The 14,357-nt window shown below is 69.7% G+C and carries 12 protein-coding genes; 7 read left to right on the forward strand and 5 right to left on the reverse strand.

Annotated features, from left to right (window positions below):
• Nucleotides 1-4 precede the first annotated feature (4 nt).
• The 3 genes from ABZ780_RS23115 to ABZ780_RS23125 are packed head-to-tail and all read right to left on the reverse strand — an operon-like array spanning nt 5 to nt 2,742.
• The gene (locus tag ABZ780_RS23115) at nt 5-874 is read right to left on the reverse strand and encodes an ABC transporter permease (RefSeq protein WP_357002317.1); all 870 of its coding nucleotides are present in this window, start codon (nt 872-874) and stop codon (nt 5-7) included.
• The gene (locus ABZ780_RS23120) at nt 871-1,737 is read right to left on the reverse strand and encodes an ABC transporter permease (protein ID WP_357002315.1); all 867 of its coding nucleotides are present in this window, start codon (nt 1,735-1,737) and stop codon (nt 871-873) included. The genes ABZ780_RS23115 and ABZ780_RS23120 overlap by 4 nt, the downstream gene beginning before the upstream one ends.
• A gap of 51 nt (nt 1,738-1,788) precedes the next feature.
• Entirely contained in the window at nt 1,789-2,742 is a 954-nt protein-coding gene (locus ABZ780_RS23125; RefSeq protein WP_357487459.1) for a helix-turn-helix domain-containing protein, read from the reverse strand.
• A 71-nt stretch (nt 2,743-2,813) separates the two neighbouring features.
• Between ABZ780_RS23125 and ABZ780_RS23130 the strand changes: the two genes are divergently transcribed.
• Genes ABZ780_RS23130 through ABZ780_RS23160 form a run of 7 tightly spaced genes read left to right on the forward strand, consistent with a single transcriptional unit; the run spans nt 2,814 to nt 9,802 of the window.
• A complete protein-coding gene (locus ABZ780_RS23130) occupies nt 2,814-3,728 on the forward strand; it encodes a DUF6282 family protein (protein WP_357002311.1) in 915 nt (304 codons plus the stop codon).
• Nucleotides 3,728-4,669, forward strand: coding sequence for a 3-keto-5-aminohexanoate cleavage protein (locus ABZ780_RS23135; protein ID WP_357487461.1), 942 nt, complete (start codon nt 3,728-3,730; stop codon nt 4,667-4,669). Before ABZ780_RS23130 ends, ABZ780_RS23135 begins: the two co-directional genes overlap by 1 nt.
• Nucleotides 4,666-5,577 carry a hypothetical protein gene (locus tag ABZ780_RS23140; RefSeq protein ID WP_357487462.1) on the forward strand — a complete coding sequence of 304 codons (912 nt, stop codon included), beginning with the start codon at nt 4,666-4,668 and terminating at the stop codon, nt 5,575-5,577. Before ABZ780_RS23135 ends, ABZ780_RS23140 begins: the two co-directional genes overlap by 4 nt.
• A complete protein-coding gene (locus ABZ780_RS23145; protein ID WP_357487464.1) occupies nt 5,574-6,377 on the forward strand; it encodes an aldolase/citrate lyase family protein in 804 nt (267 codons plus the stop codon). Before ABZ780_RS23140 ends, ABZ780_RS23145 begins: the two co-directional genes overlap by 4 nt.
• Complete coding sequence (locus ABZ780_RS23150; protein ID WP_357002303.1) at nt 6,374-7,147, forward strand: SDR family NAD(P)-dependent oxidoreductase; 774 nt, start codon at nt 6,374-6,376, stop codon at nt 7,145-7,147. The genes ABZ780_RS23145 and ABZ780_RS23150 overlap by 4 nt, the downstream gene beginning before the upstream one ends.
• Nucleotides 7,140-8,378: an iron-containing alcohol dehydrogenase gene (locus tag ABZ780_RS23155; protein WP_357487465.1), complete on the forward strand. Its 1,239-nt coding sequence runs from the start codon at nt 7,140-7,142 to the stop codon at nt 8,376-8,378. Before ABZ780_RS23150 ends, ABZ780_RS23155 begins: the two co-directional genes overlap by 8 nt.
• On the forward strand, nt 8,375-9,802 hold the full coding sequence (locus ABZ780_RS23160) for an NAD-dependent succinate-semialdehyde dehydrogenase (protein WP_357487466.1): 1,428 nt from the start codon (nt 8,375-8,377) through the stop codon (nt 9,800-9,802). Before ABZ780_RS23155 ends, ABZ780_RS23160 begins: the two co-directional genes overlap by 4 nt.
• Before the next feature lie 74 nt (nt 9,803-9,876).
• Here ABZ780_RS23160 and ABZ780_RS23165 read toward each other — a convergent pair whose 3' ends face one another.
• The gene (locus ABZ780_RS23165) at nt 9,877-12,468 is read right to left on the reverse strand and encodes a nuclear transport factor 2 family protein (protein ID WP_357487468.1); all 2,592 of its coding nucleotides are present in this window, start codon (nt 12,466-12,468) and stop codon (nt 9,877-9,879) included.
• A gap of 542 nt (nt 12,469-13,010) precedes the next feature.
• Nucleotides 13,011-14,339 carry an alpha/beta hydrolase gene (locus ABZ780_RS23170; protein ID WP_357487469.1) on the reverse strand — a complete coding sequence of 443 codons (1,329 nt, stop codon included), beginning with the start codon at nt 14,337-14,339 and terminating at the stop codon, nt 13,011-13,013.
• Nucleotides 14,340-14,357: the final 18 nt, after the last annotated feature.

A 14,357-nucleotide genomic window follows, 5' to 3' on the forward strand; every position in this document is an offset into this window, starting at 1 on the left:
ACTCCTATCGGGTCTTTCCTCGGTTGCCCACGAACTGCAGGACGAGGCAGATGATGGTGACCGCGGTGACCACGAGGCTGGATGACGCGGCGATCGTCGGGTCGATCTCGACGGTGACGCTGTTGTACATCTGCACGGGCAGCGTCTGAAAGAGCGGCGAGCGCAGGAAGAGGGCGATCACGACCTCGTCGAACGATGTCACGAAGGCGAAGATGGCGCCCGTGATGATTCCCCGGCTGATCAGCGGCATCGTCACCCGCAGGAAGGTCCGGTGCGGCGGGGCGCCCAGCGACGCGGACGCGCGCAGCAGCTTCGGGTCGAACCCACCGAGAGCGCTGGTCACCGACACCAGCACGAACGGCACGGCGATCGCGGCGTGCGCGAGCACATAGCCGGTGATGGTCCCGACGAGTTGCCACTTGAGGAAGGAGATGTAGACCGCCACCGCGATGACGATCGCCGGCGTGACGATCGAGATCATCAGGACGGTCCGCGCGAAACGCGCCAGCCGCCCGGTCAGGTTGTGCAGGCCCAGTGCGGCGGCGGTCCCGACCACTGTCGCGAGCGTGGCCGAGAGCACGGCCACCAGCACCGAGTTGCGCAGCGAGGTCAGCCACACCGGGTTGGTGAAGAAGTTCTCGTACAGCTTGAGCGAGAAGCCCTTCGGCGGGAACTGGAACGTCGTCGCGGAGCTGAAGCTCATCGGGATGACGATCAGGGTGGGGAGGATGAAGTACAGCCCGACGAGGAACACGATGACGAACAGCCACCACGGGATCGGGTCCACCCCACGCGTGCTTCGGCGGGTGCGGCGCGGGCGAGGCGCCGGCGGCTCGCCCGCCTCCGTCTCGATGTCACTCAACGCGCGGGTCATGGCTGGTCCTTCGTACGAGTGGCGGCGACGACGCCGATAGCCGAGATCGTGCCCCCGAGGCGGTTCGCCCAGGCCACGAGGACGAGGGTGACGACGAGCACGAGCATTCCCAGCGCGCTGGCCCCGGCGAAGTCGAGGAGCTGGGTCGTGCGCTGGCCGAGCAGTTGCGCGACGAGCGACTGCTGCGGTGAGCCCAGCAGGGCCGGCGTGACGTAGAAGCCGAGGCTCAGCGTGAAGACGAGGATCAGCCCGGCCACGACACCGCCCCGCGACAGCGGCCAGTACACCTTCCAGAAGGCCGCGAGCGGATGGGAGCCGAGACCGCGCGCCGCCAGCAGCAGTCGCCGGTCGATGCCGCTGAGCGCGCTGAACAGTGGCAGCACCATGAACGGGAGCAGCACCTGGCTCATCGCGATGGTCACCCCGCCGACCGTGCCGTAGAGCACGATGTCCAGGCCGAACTGCTCCAGGAACGAGTGCACGGGCCCGTTGCGCTGCAAGATGATGATCCACGCGAAGTTGCGGGCCATCACCGAGGTCCAGAACGGGATCAGGACGATCACCAGGAGGACGCCGCGCAGGCGCGGCCCGACCCGGGTCATCAGGTACGCGTACGGGTAGCCGAGCAGAAAGGCGATGACGGTGACCATGGCCGCCGTCATCGCGGTGCGGGCGAGCACCCGCAGCGTCACCCCGTCGGTGAAGAGCGTCTGGTAGTGCTGGAGCGTCCAGTCGGGACTTCCGGCACTGCGGACCAGGCTCTGGCCGAGCGGGACGAGCAGGATCACGGTGATCAGTGCGAACGCCGGCACCAGCAGGAGCCACTGAGGGCTCGGGGTGCGCCGTTTCGCGGTACCTGGCATCTTCACATCCGCCTTCCGCCCGTCATGTCGGGCTCGCCTGTCATGCATGGGTCAGCTCGCGACCAGCGAGCCCAGGGTCTGCGCCGCCTGTTCGAGCGCGTGAACGCGCTCGTTCGACTGGTCCGCGGGGCGCAGCATCGCGGTCGTGCCGAGCAGCGCCATGGCGGCCTGGACGTTGCGGGTGGCGAAGATCGGCACCGCGACCGATGCGAAACCCTCGCGATCCAGATCCGCCCAGGCGACCCGGTGTCGCCGTACGCCGACCAGCGCGTGCTGCTCCACGGCGGCCTCCGCCGGGGTGAGCCGCTCGTGTGCGCGGGCCACCGCGGCCGGATCGGACTGGAACGCCAGCAGGACACGGGTCTGCGCCGCCCGGTGTTCGAGCACCGTGCCGATGCGCACGGTGAGCAGGATGGTGCCCTGGTTGGCCTCCTCGACGAGGGTCACCACCGCCCCCGAGCGGCCCAGGAAGCTCAGTACCGTGGTGAGTCCCGTCGCTTCCGAGAGCTGACGCATGACCGCTGGCGCGAGGGTGAGGATCTGCTGGCGTACCGACACCAGCGCGGAGAGTTGGTCGAGCAGCGGTCCCGGCCCGAATGAGGCGCTGAGGAAGCCGGCGCTCTGCAACGACTGCAGATACCGGTGTGCGGTCGTCCGGTTCAGGCCGAGCCGATCCGCCACGAGCGCTGGCGTGAGGCTGGACGTGTCCTGGTCGAGGAGCGCGAGCACGCTGGCGGCGCGATCGATCGACTGGATTGTGCCTGCCCGCGCTGGAGCGGCCGCGGCACCCTGACTGCCGGCGCGGCGTGCGCGATGTCCGTGCCGCTCACCTCTCATCTCACACCGCCTCCGAGAGCCACTTCGGGCCCGTGTCGTGCATGTGTCCGGTCTGTGTCGTGCAAGTAGAGCAGCCGAAAGTTCATAGGGCAACCCTCGGCTTCGTATTGTGAACACCAAACGGCTGCCGCCGAGCCTCCGCAGGCGCTTGACGCTGTGGACACACATGAACGTGATCCGTATATTGAACTTTCATTACGCATTCCGAACACGCACCACCGACCCAAGGAGGTACTCGGATGTCCGAGGAGACGCTCACGCCGACGCCCGCGCTACTGAAGGTGCTGGACGGCGCCGTCGACCTCCACTGCCACTCCGGCCCGAGCCCCTTCCCCCGGCGGTTCGACCACGTGGAGGCGTCCTACGACGCGGCCCGGATCAACATGCGCGCCATTCTGTGCAAGTCCCACCACCACAACACCGTGATGGATCTGCTCGCCATGCGAACGCCACTGGCGAGCGCACCCACCCCCATGTACGGCGGAGTCGCGCTCAACTCCGAGGTCGGTGGAGTCAACCCCTCGGCGGTGGCGGTGGCGATCAACATGGGTGGCCGCTGCGTGTGGGGGCCGACCGTGTCGGCGGGCCAGCACATCCGCGCCCACAGCCACGACGACGGTTTCCCGAGCGCCACCGGCAACCTCTACGAATCGGAGGTGTCGATCTTCAACGCCGCCGGTGACGTGTCCGAGGAGGCGGACCTCGTCACCCGCCTGGTCGCCGACGCCGGAATCCTGCTGACCGGGGGCCACCTCGACGGCGAGTCGATGAAGGCCTACTTCAAGACGGCCAGCGCGAACGGGGTCAAGCGCATCCTGCTGCACCACCCCGACTTCATCGTCGACGTCTCCGAACCCGACATCGAGGCGATGCTCGGCTACGGCGCGTTCGTCGAGCACGAACTCTCGATGTACCACCCGCAGGTGCCCGCTCCCCGCTGGCCGATCCAGCGACTCGTCGACTGGATCAACAAGATCGGCCCGGAGCGCACGGTGCTCGACTCGGACCTCGGCCAGCAGGGCAACCCGCTGCCGGTGGACGCCTACATCCTGATCGTCCAGCAGTTGCTCGACCACGGCATCTCCGCCGACGCCATCCGCCAGATGATCTGCCGCAACACCGCCTACCTGCTCGGTCTTGAGGAGACCAACTGATGCGTACGGCTGAGAAGGTCATCATCACGACGGCGGTGACAGGCTCGGTCAACGTACCCTCGCAGAGCCCTTACCTGCCGCTGTCCGCGGCGGACGTGGCGCAGGCCGCCGTCGAGGCGGTGGAGGCCGGCTCGGCCATCGTCCACATCCACGCTCGGCATCCGGACGGACGACCTGCCTTCGAACCCGAGATCTTCGAGCAGATCATTCCGCGCATCACCGAGCGCACCGACGCCGTCATCAACATCACCACCGGCGGTTCGTCGGCGATGACGATGGAGCAGCGGCTCACGGCGGCCGTCCGGTTCCGCCCCGAACTCGCCTCGATGAACATGGGATCGATGAACTTCGTGTACTCCGGGATCGCCGACAGGGTGACCGAGTGGAGGTACGCGTGGGAGAAGCCCTACGTGCTGAACACCTACTCCCAGCCGTTCATCAACTCGTTCGACCGCATCGAGCACACGCTGCGCACGCTCGGCGCCAACGGAACCCGGTTCGAGTACGAGTGCTACGACATCGGTCACCTGTACTCGCTCGCCCACTTCGTCGACCGGGGCCTGGCGACGCCGCCGCTGCTGATCCAGGGTGTCTTCGGCATCCTGGGCGGCATCGGCGCCGACCACGAGAACCTCGAACACATGGTGCGTATCGCCGACAAGCTGTTCGGCGACGACTACTCGTTCTCCGCGTTCGCCGCGGGGCGCGACCAGATGCAGTTCGGCACGCACAGCGCCTGGCTCGGCGGGCACGTGCGGGTGGGTCTTGAGGACAGCCTCTGGATCGGCAAGGGACGGCTCGCGGAGAGCAACGCGCAGCAGGTCCGCAAGATCCGCGACGTGATCGAGGATCTCGGCAAGGAGATCGCCACGCCAGCCGATGCCCGCGCCATGCTCGCGCTGCGCGGCATCGAGACCTCCGAAGGGAGCGCACGCACATGAGTACGTACGCCGCAGACGACATCCGGTCGCGACTGACGACCTCGGCCCCCACCCGGGCGGTGGACGTCTCCACGCCCATCCGGCCCGCGCAGTGGATCGAGTTCCTCACGTTCGCCCCGTCCATGGTCGGGCCGAACGGAAGCAGAACCTGGATCGCCCGCGCCGCCAACGTGGTGATCGCCTACACCGAGGCCAGGGCGGGCGACGTGTTCGTCCGCACCGCGCAACCGGACGAGTACGCCGTCCTCATGTACTCGTCCAGCGCTCCCGTCACGGTGTCCGCCGCCGGCAGCACGGCATCCGTCTCCGAGGAGGCGTTCGTGGTCGTGCCGCCGGGCGACAGCGAGATCCGTGTCGACGGCGACGGCATCCTCATCCGGCTGTTCTCCACCCGCGCGGAGGACCTGAGCGCGAGCGCAATCAACGCGGCGGCCTACGCCGAACCCGACGAGCGGGTGACCCCACTTCAGCCGTGGCCCGACCCGGTCGGCGGGTTCGCGCTGCGCGTCTACCGGTTGGCGGACACGCCGATCGCGGAGGGCCGGTTCGGGCGGATCTTCCGCACCACCAACCTCATGGTCAACTTCCTCGCCGAGGAGCCGAAGCCCCGCGACGTCCACAAGCTGTCGCCGCACCACCACGACGACTTCGAGCAGGTCTCGCTCGCGGTCAAGGGCAGGTTCATGCACCACATCCGCTACCCGTGGGGGCCCGACTCGACGCGCTGGCGGCCCGACGAGAGCCGCGAGATCGCCACTCCGTCGATCTGCGTCATCCCGCCGCCGACCGTGCACACGACCCAGGGGATCGGCCCGCACCAGCAGCTCATCGACATCTTCTCCCCGCCGCGCGAGGACTTCTCCGTCTCGGGATGGGTGTTGAACGCCGACGACTACCCGATGAGGTGACCGGTCTGTCGGGGCAGTCGAGCCGATTCCGCGAAGCCCTCGCCGACGTCCACGCGCCGGCCCTCGGCACCTGGGTCAAGATCCCGGCGATGGAGATCATGGAGTTGGTCGCGCTGGCCGGTTTCGACTTCGCCATCATCGACCTCGAACACTCGCCGATCACCCTGGAGTCGGCGTACCAGCTCATCGGCACCGCGCTCTATCTGGGCGTCGCGCCCCTCGTCCGGGTGCCGGCGGCCGACGCGGGTGTCGTGCAGCGGATGCTCGACGCCGGCGCTGAGGGAATCATGATGCCGCACGTCGACACGGTCGAGCAGGCCCGAGCGGCGGTGTCGCTCGTACGCTTCCCGCCGCTCGGGTCGCGGGGGGTCGGCTCGACGAGCCGGGCCGGCGCGTGGGGTGCCCGCTCCCGCGCGGACTACCTCCGGTACGGCCAGCAGGAGGTCGTGCTCATCGCGCAGATCGAGAGCGCCGTCGGAGTACGCAACGCCGGTGCGATCGCCGCGGTCGAGGGTGTCGACGCGCTGCTCGTCGGCGCCGCGGACCTCTCGGTGAGCGAGGGCAAGACGGAGTCCGACCCGGACATCACCGCCCTGATCGCGGTGGCTGTCGCGCACGGGCGCGTGGCGGGAGTTCCGGTGGGCAATGCGGGCGGCGCCACTGTGGAGTCCGTCCGTGCGGCCGTGGACGCGGGTTTCCGGTTCACGGCCTTGAGCAACGACGCGAGTTTGTTCGGCGCCGCCGCGAAGGCAGCCGTCGACGCGGCCAGGACCGTGACATACGAATTGGAGGGTCCATGACTGACGCACCAACGATCCGACCGCCGCTGAGCGGCAAGGTCGTCCTCGTGGTCGGCGCGAGCGCGGGGATCGGCGCCGACACGGCGCGTGTCCTGGCGGCCGACGGCGCGGCGCTGATGCTGGTGGCGCGCACCGAGGAACCGCTGGCCGTGATCGCCGCCGAGCTCACCTCGGCGGGGCACGACGTCGCGTACGCGACAGGTGACGTGTCGGACGCGCGGGACGTGGCCCGGTTCGTCGACGCCACGGTCGAGCGCTTCGGCCGGCTCGACGGCGCCTTCAACAACGCGGCGATGACGCAGTCCGGCCGCCTGGACGAGGTCTCCGAGTCGGACTTCGACCGGATCCTGGCGGTCAACGTGAAGGGCACGTGGCTGTGCATCCGCGAGGAGGTGCGGGTGATGCGGCGACAGGGCGCGGGTTCGATCGTCAACGTCAGCAGCATCGGCGGCCTGCGCGGCAGCTCCGGCATGGGCGGCTACCAGGCCACCAAGCACGCCGTCATCGGTCTGACCCGCACCGCCGCGCACGACTTCGGTCCGCTCGGCATCAGGGTGAACGTGATCGCGCCCGGCCCCACCGAGACTCCCATGCTCGCGAAGACCCGGTTGGCCATCCCCGGTGGTGTGGAGGCGCGGGTCGCCGCGACACCGCTGCGCAAGGTGGGAACAGGCACCGAGGTCGGCGTCACGGCCGCGTTCCTGCTCAGCGACCGGGCCAGTCACCTCAGCGGCGTCGTGCTGCCCGTCGACGGCGGTTTCAGTGCCTGACCCGGGAACAGACGTCGTCGGGACCCTCCGGCTCCCGCCACGGGTGCACTTCGGGTACGGAGCCCGGACCCAACTGCCGGAGACCGTCGGCGTGCACGGCCGGCGGGTGCTCGCCGTCGTCGATCCCTTCCTCGTGCGGACCCCGTTCTTCGACGAGACGATCGGCGCCCTGACCGCGGCCGGGCTCGACGTGCGCGTCTACTCCGACATCACACCGGAGTTGCCCGTCGACACCCTGGACGCCGCCGGCGCGACTGCCCGGGCGTACGGCGCGGACGTCATCCTGGCGATCGGCGGGGGCAGCGCGCTCGACGCGGCCAAGCTGATCGCGCTGCTCTGCGCCCACGACGGCCCGCTCAGCCGGTACTACGGCGAGAACCTCGTGCCCGGCCCGGTGGTCCCGGTCGTGGCGGTGCCGACGACCGCCGGGACCGGCTCGGAGGTGACACCCGTCGCGGTCGTCTCGGACCCGACCAGAGAGCTCAAGGTGGGCATCTCCAGCCCCTTCCTGGTGCCGGTCGCGGCCATCGTCGACCCGGAGTTCACCATCGGGACGCCCGCGACGGTGACCGCGTACTCCGGCATCGACGCGCTCGTGCACGCGGTCGAGTCGTACACGGCGCGGCCGTTCGACCTCGACTGGTCCGCTCAACTGCCGGTGTTCACCGGTCGCAACGCCCTCACCGAGGCCATCGCGCTGCGGGCTGCGGGGCACCTCGGCCCGTGGCTGCCGATCGCGGTGCGGGAACCCACCGATCGGCGGGCGCGCCAGGAGGTCGCCATGGGCGCGCTCCTCGGGGGGGTCGCCTTCGGCTCGACCGGCACCCACCTGTGTCACGCCCTGCAGTATCCGATCGGCGCGCTCACCAAGACCCCCCACGGCCTCGGCACGGGCCTGATGCTCCCGTACGTCCTCGACGCGCTGCGGGCCGAGGCGGACGTCGCCGAGCGGATCGCGACGCTGGGCGCCGCGATCGAGGGGATCCCGTCCGGCGCGGCCTCGGCCGAGCGGACCATCGCCCGAATCGCGCGGATCAACCGCGAGATCGGCGTACCCGCCAGCCTCGCCGAGATCGGCGTCGAGCGTGCCCACCTGCCGGGCCTCGTCGACCTGGCGCTCGGGTCGACACGCCTGATCGCGATAGCCCCGGTCGCGCCGTCGCGCGACCTGCTGCTCGACATCCTCGAACGAGCCCACGCGGGAGCCCTGGCGGATCGGAGTGTCCAATGACCCTGCACACGGACCTGTTCATCGACGGGCAGTGGCGGGCCGGCTCGGGCGGTGAGCGTTTCGACGTCATCGACCCCGCCGACCTGTCGACGATCGCCCGCTTCGCGGTCGCCTCCGAACAGGACTGCATGGACGCCGTCGACGCGGCGGCCGCCGCGCAGGACGCCTGGGCGGCGACCGCTCCGCGCGAGCGGGGCGAGCTGCTCCGCGCCGCCTACGAGATCCTCACCGCCGAGGTCGACGTCTTCGCCGAGCTGATGGTGCGCGAGAACGGCAAGTCCTGGGCGGACGCGATCGGGGAGGCCAACTACGCGAAGGAGTTCTTCCGCTGGTTCGCGGAGGAGGCCGTGCGGGTGTCGGGCGACTACCGGCTCTCGCCCGGCGGCGACAAGCGGATCATCGTGGACCGGCAGCCGATCGGTGTCTCGCTGCTCATCACCCCGTGGAACTTTCCCGCCGCGATGGCCACCCGCAAGCTCGGCCCCGCCCTCGCCGCGGGCTGCACCACGATCCTCAAGCCCGCTCGGGAGACACCCCTGACCGCGGCGTACATCGTCGAGGTTCTGCGCCGGGCCGGGGTGCCACGCGGCGTCGTCAACCTGGTCACCCCGGTCCCGACCGGCCCACTCGTGAAGCGGATGATCGACCGCCCCGAGGTCCGGAAGCTGTCGTTCACCGGCTCGACCGAGGTCGGCCGCGAACTGCTGCACGCCTGCGCCGACAGTGTGGTGAGCGCCTCGATGGAGCTCGGCGGGAACGCGCCGGTCATCGTGCTGCCCGGCGCCGATCTGGAGTCGACTGTCGCGGGTGCCCTGCTGGCGAAGATGCGCAACGGCGGCTCGGCCTGTACCGCGGCCAATCGCTTCTACGTGCACAGCTCCGTACACGACGAGTTCGTGGCGCGGATGGACGCCGCGCTCGCCACCATCTCGGTGGGGCGTGGGCTCGACCGCCGCAACGACCTCGGCGCTCTGGTCTCTGTGCACGAGCGGGACAAGGTCGCGGCCCTCGTGCAGACCGCCGTGTCGCAGGGGGCGACGCTGGTGCGCGGTGGCCAGTCGTCGCCCGACGGCGCGTTCTACGACGCGACGTTGCTCACCGACGTCACCCACGGCTCGACGATCACCGCCACGGAGATCTTCGGGCCGGTGACCGCGGTGGTCCGCTTCGACGACGTCGACGAGGCCGTCCGGATGGCGAACGACACCGTCTACGGCCTCATGGCGTACGTCTTCGGCGAGGAGCGGGAGGCCGTCGCCGTCGCCCGCCGTCTCGAAGCCGGAATGGTGGCGGTCAACCGGGGCGTCGTCAGCGATCCGGCTGCCCCGTTCGGGGGAGTCAAGCAGAGTGGCCTCGGCCGGGAGGGCGGCTCCGAGGGGATCCTGGAGTTCCTTGAGGAGAAGTACATCGCACTGACCGCGTGACAACAGTGCGAAACCGCACCGGGTTGGCTGGAGCTTCGGCCAACCCGGTGCGGTTTCGTCTTGACGGGATCAGATCAGCAGGTGCCGACCTGCTGCCACGGCCCGTTCGGGGTGCCGGGCAGTTGGTTGCGCGTCCACCACTGGGCCTTCCAGAGCTTGCCGCCGTGGGCGACGGTCTCGCCACCGGTGTAGACCCACGACGTGGTCCAGCTCAGGTGGGTGCCTGTCGCGCATGTCGTCGACACGCCGACCTGCATCCACGAGCCCCACGGTGAGGCTCCCGGCGCCTGGTTCTGCGTCCACCACTGCGCCACGTGCACGGCGCCGCCGTGGGTGACGTACTCACCCCCGGTGTAGATCGTTCGGGAATCCCACGCCGGGTAGGCGGAGTTCACCGGGCCGCTCGTGGCGGTCGCCGCTGGACGTCCATCGGCGGTCGCGGTGACCCGCACCCGCACCTCGTGCCCGATGTCGGCGTGCTGCACGGTGTAGGTGGCCGTGCTCGCGCCGCTGATCGGCTCGCCGTCGCGCAGCCACTGGTAGGCGAACGACAGCCCGCTGACGTTCCAGGTGCCCGGGGAGGAGGTGAGGCGCTGCCCCCACAATGCGGAGCCGCTGACGCTGGGCGCGACCTTGTTGAGCGCCGGCGCGTCCAGGTCCCATCCGTCGATCTGCGGCCCGGTCGGCGGCTTCTGGTAGCCGTGCGCCGTCATCCGCCAGTCGGGCCGGACCTCACACGGAGCGCAGTCGGGCCAGTAGTGCGCCGGCTGCCGCCCACTCACCGGGTTGCGGTAGTGGAACCACATGGGCACGATCGCCGGCCAGGTGATGAACTTGCCGGTGCCGCCCTGGAACCCTTCCCCGCGTACGCCCATCTCGCTGAGCAGGACATCCGGCCGGTACCTGGTCACCAGAGTGCTCGGCGCCGGGTCCGCCAGGGCGGGGTTGCGCGGGTTCGCGGCCGCCCAGCCGCCGGCCCAGTTGACCGACTGCCAGTAGAACTCGTCGATGGTCAGGCTCCACACCCGCCAGATGCCGTTCTCCAGCACGAACTCGTCGTTGTACATGGCGCCGTTGAAGGTGCCCGGGTTGTTGATCGACGTGCGGGGCTGGAGCAGCCGCGCACGCAGGCTCGCCGACCGGCCGTCCTCCGACACGATGACCACCGGCTGCGGACGCCAGTGCATGGACAGACTGTTCCGCATCGTCGACGGGTTGCTCCCGTAGACGGTGAGCCCAGCCTGCGCGATGCGCTCGGGCCCGCTGAAGTACCCCGCGAACGGCGAGAGCTTGTGGCCGCTCGCCGCGTGGATCTGCGACATCTCCACGATCCGCAGATCGTCGAGGTAGGCGGTGTAGGCCATCGAGACGTTCTCGGCGCCGTCGAACGCCTGCGACCGGTCGAGCCGACGCTTGAGGTCGACGAGGTCGGTGTTCGACGCCGCGGTACCCGCCGGCTTCGCGCTACGCCCGGCGACGTCGAGGAACGCCGGTACGACGGTGGCTGGCGCGGCGACGCCGCCATTGCCCCAACCCTCGGCGTAGGTGGCGACGATCAGGGGAGTGATCGTCATGTCCTTGAGCTTCCACAGCCCGCCGTCCTTGACGAACGAGTTGCGGAAGACGGAGAACTCCCACGAGGCCGCGCGGGTGTTGGCATCGCCCACCATGGCGAACTCGATGCCGCGGGCGATGGCCTCCTGCCCGTTGGGGTTGACCTCGACGATCGTGTCGAACAGCGGTCGCTCGTTGAGGATGCCCTGGGAGAGGTTCTCCGGCCCCATCCGCTCCATCGCCTGGCGAACGCCGGCGCTGCCGTTGTAGACGCCCACGCCGTCGATCTGGACCTTGCCGTTCGGGGCGAAGAGATCGACCACGTCGGACCACATGCGGCGGTCGACGTAGTAGCCGTAGGAGTGTTGGAGGTTGCGGACCGCGTCCTCGTCGTTGAGTCGGCTGATCCTGGCCGCCAGCTCGGCGGCGGTCGCCGTCGTGGCCGGAGCGGCGCCCGAGGGCGGCGGAATGGGTACGCCGGCCTGGTCGGGGGTGAAGTGGTAGGGAACGATCGGCAGGGCCCCACCGACGTTTCGCCAGCCGGTGGCGTACGCGCCGGCGTACTGCGGGTAGTAGCGAAGAAGCTCGATCTGCCAGCGGCCGTCCTTGAGGACGTACTCGTTCTCGTAGATGCCGCCCTCGATCCGCGCCTCGCCCTGGCCGTCACCCAGGAAGCGCAGGCCCGACCAGCGGCCCTTGGCCGTGGTGCCGTCGGCCGAGAGGTTCACCAGTGGCTGGTCGATGACCACGGTGTGCAGCGAGCCTGGCCGGATGCCGTTCATGGCACCGGCGTCGGCCTCGAGCCACGCCGCGATCGCGTCGCGTCCGGCGGTGGTCTGGTCGCCCCATTGCAACGTGCCATCGGTGGCGAAGAGTTCGGACATCTCGGCCCACCGCCCGAACTGGGCCAGGTGGGTGTAGGTGCGCTGGACGTCCTTGACCTCGCGCAGGGACTCGACCCGTTGGACATCGCGGGCCAACGTGTTGATCGTCGTCGTCGACACGGCCGCGTTCGTGGCCGTGCGTGCGGGTTGTGCCAATGCTGCCGGTGGGTTGATGCCCACACCGGCTATCAGGAGTAGCGCCGTAGCCAAACCGGTCACACGTCTCATGCTCACACCCAATCCGTTGCCGTCGGTTCGCGGACCCCTCGGGTGAGGGTGTCGGGCACATTCACATCGCCGTCCTCGGCGGGGAGGCGATGTCGCGAAACCTAGCCGAAATGTTCGCCATGCGCTAGACGCATTTCAATGGACGAACATTCAGGGCGTGCGATGCCGCACTTTCGGCGGTTCGGCCATCGTGGAGGGCTGTTCAGGCGGATCGGGTGGCGAAACGGTTGGCCGCCGACCGTTCGGCGATGATCGATGTCCGGAGCGCGGTCATCGCGTTCGGACGAGCGTGAACCGGCGGCTGGGTCGGCCGACGTCGAGAAGGGCGTGGGCGGTGTTGTGCGCGCCCGAACAGCGCCGCCGGCCCCGCCGGTCTCGCCGGCAGAACGGAACACTCCGGCGTCGACATGGGGACACGCCCGCGCGGATGCCGACCAGCTGGTGTCGCAGGCCGCACGAGGGTGCCGGCCAGGATCAACCCTCAACGCGCGACGGCCCGGCCACCGTCACGAGGTCAGGTGGCCGGGCCGCTCGGCGGGCGGTCAGAAGTCGTCGACGTTTACCGTCACGCGGTGGGCGCTCGACCGCCAGTTGGGCACGTTGACCACGTCGTACCCGCCGCCGCGTTGACCGACGGTGACGCGTACGACGCCGAGGTGTGCCGGCGTGGCAGGGATGAACAGGTCCATGCCGGTGATGAAGGTCTGGCTGAAGAACTCCGGCAACGGGGCGGTCAGGTCGGTCACGCCGTCGCTGCCGTCGTCGAACGCGAAGATGGCGATCGTCCTCTTGGCGCGCGGCGCGTTCGCTGGGTTCAGGACATCCCGGCCGTTGATCCAGAGGTTGTCGCCGGCATCGCCCTGGTCGCCCCACCACTCCTTCTGGCGTTGGATGGTCAGCGCCGTGTGTCGGTCGCTGGTGTCGACCAGCGCGCCGAGACCTTCCCCCGGCACGCTCGTCGCCAGGCGTACGAACGAGTCCGAGCGGAGGAACGGCTGGAAGTAGAAGTGGTGCGTCGGGGCGCCGGAGCGCACGATCGCGAACTCGTAGCGGGCCGTGGCGAGCACCGGGAAGGGGCCGAACGAGCCGTCGCCCGCCAGCGGCACCCGATGCGCGGGCCAGGACGAGAGCCGACCACCGGTCAGGTGGCTGACCGGGTAGACCTCAAGGGTCGCGTCGGTGACGCCGACGTTGCTCGGGAAGAGGACCGCGCGGCCGGAGACCCGGGCGGTGCCGAGGATCTGCGGCACGATCCGCGTCGTGTGCGGCGCGCGGCCCTGGAGGAACCGGAAGATCTCGCCGAACGACTCCGGCGACGACACGGTCTGGGTGTGGGACTGGTCCGGCAGGTGCACGTTTGTCGCGCCCACGATGGCGCGGGCCGGGTCGCCCTCACCCCAGATGGCGAGGGTCGGCACACCGCCCGGCGGGGAGGTCGCGGTGCGCCCGTCCAGGTTGACGTAGTGCGCGACCCGGGCGGCGCGCGTCGGTGAGCTGGTGAGATAGCCCTGCATGACGAAGGTGCCCAGGGAGTGCGCGAGCAGGTCGACCCGATCCGCGCCGGTCGCCTCCAGCAGGCGGGAGATCCTCGCGTCGAGCCCCGCGTACACCTGGGGCAGGATCGTCGCGATGTTCGGTGAGTCGTACTCATGGGCCTCGATGATGTCGATCGGGTAGCCGTTGCTGGCGAGACGCCTGGCCTGGGACTGGAACTGCGAGGCCGACCCGGCGCTGCCGTGTACGAAGATCACCGGCCGGTACGCCGGTGGGGCGGCGGCTTCGGCGGGGCGTGGCACGGGTGCGACGGACAGGCCGACCGCGAGGGCGACCCCGGCCGTCAGGGAGAGCAATCTCCGGCGAGACGTGTGCATCGATCCTCCACCTTGAGC

This window comes from Micromonospora sp. NPDC047467 (genome assembly GCF_040643095.1).
In the GTDB taxonomy this organism is placed as follows: Bacteria; Actinomycetota; Actinomycetes; order Mycobacteriales; family Micromonosporaceae; genus Micromonospora.

Bases quoted from the DNA above. Each gene is read 5' to 3' on its own strand.
- ABZ780_RS23115 (WP_357002317.1), bottom strand. From the start codon at position 874: ATGACCCGCGCGTTGAGTGACATCGAGACGGAGGCGGGCGAGCCGCCG.
- ABZ780_RS23120 (WP_357002315.1), bottom strand. From the start codon at position 1,737: ATGCCAGGTACCGCGAAACGGCGCACCCCGAGCCCTCAGTGGCTCCTG.
- ABZ780_RS23125 (WP_357487459.1), bottom strand. From the start codon at position 2,742: ATGTGTGTCCACAGCGTCAAGCGCCTGCGGAGGCTCGGCGGCAGCCGT.
- ABZ780_RS23130 (WP_357002311.1), top strand. From the start codon at position 2,814: ATGTCCGAGGAGACGCTCACGCCGACGCCCGCGCTACTGAAGGTGCTG.
- ABZ780_RS23135 (WP_357487461.1), top strand. From the start codon at position 3,728: ATGCGTACGGCTGAGAAGGTCATCATCACGACGGCGGTGACAGGCTCG.
- ABZ780_RS23140 (WP_357487462.1), top strand. From the start codon at position 4,666: ATGAGTACGTACGCCGCAGACGACATCCGGTCGCGACTGACGACCTCG.
- ABZ780_RS23150 (WP_357002303.1), top strand. From the start codon at position 6,374: ATGACTGACGCACCAACGATCCGACCGCCGCTGAGCGGCAAGGTCGTC.
- ABZ780_RS23160 (WP_357487466.1), top strand. From the start codon at position 8,375: ATGACCCTGCACACGGACCTGTTCATCGACGGGCAGTGGCGGGCCGGC.
- ABZ780_RS23165 (WP_357487468.1), bottom strand. From the start codon at position 12,468: ATGAGACGTGTGACCGGTTTGGCTACGGCGCTACTCCTGATAGCCGGT.
- ABZ780_RS23170 (WP_357487469.1), bottom strand. From the start codon at position 14,339: ATGCACACGTCTCGCCGGAGATTGCTCTCCCTGACGGCCGGGGTCGCC.